Annotated in this window: 1 protein-coding gene; it reads right to left on the bottom strand. The window is 63.4% G+C overall.

Going from position 1 to position 445, the window contains the following annotated elements:
• Positions 1–62: 62 nt before the first annotated feature.
• Complete coding sequence (locus ACCC97_RS28825; protein ID WP_413336399.1) at positions 63–338, bottom strand: helix-turn-helix domain-containing protein; 276 nt, start codon at positions 336–338, stop codon at positions 63–65.
• Positions 339–445: the final 107 nt, after the last annotated feature.

Below are 445 nucleotides of genomic sequence, written 5' to 3' on the forward strand. Positions count from 1 at the left end.
GCTGCCGCATCGCTGGCAGCCAATCGAAGTGCGCTGATCGAAGGACCGACGTCAAGACGGGATCACCGCGCGCTTACGCTGAACCGGCCAAGGTGCAGGAACCCATGCTGCAGTGCGACTTCGGTCACCGCCGTGGAGGCCGTGGCGTTCAGTAAGGCCTCCCTCACCCGCGCCATGCGCACGCCGCGCAAAAAGGCCATGGGCGTATCGCGTCCTGCGCCTTGAAACGCGGTCTGAAGTGTCCGGATACTCACGCCAAGTTCTCGCGCCACGTCAACCACAGTCAACCATTGCCGCCCACCGCGCATGGGGGCAAACCAAAACATGGGCAAAACCATTGCACGCGGCCCGCCAACCAGTGCTCCAAGCGTTGATGTCCCGGCAAGTGGTGTAAGTCTTCTTTCACTCGCTGCGCGGCAAGGCGCGTAGGGCGTAGCCCGAAGCG

This window comes from Variovorax sp. Varisp85 (assembly GCF_047304045.1).
Classification (GTDB): domain Bacteria; phylum Pseudomonadota; class Gammaproteobacteria; order Burkholderiales; family Burkholderiaceae_C; genus Variovorax.

What these genes read in the sequence shown, in the direction of transcription:
- ACCC97_RS28825 (WP_413336399.1), bottom strand. Translation starts at nt 338, where the DNA reads ATGGTTTTGCCCATGTTTTGGTTTGCCCCCATGCGCGGTGGGCGGCAA.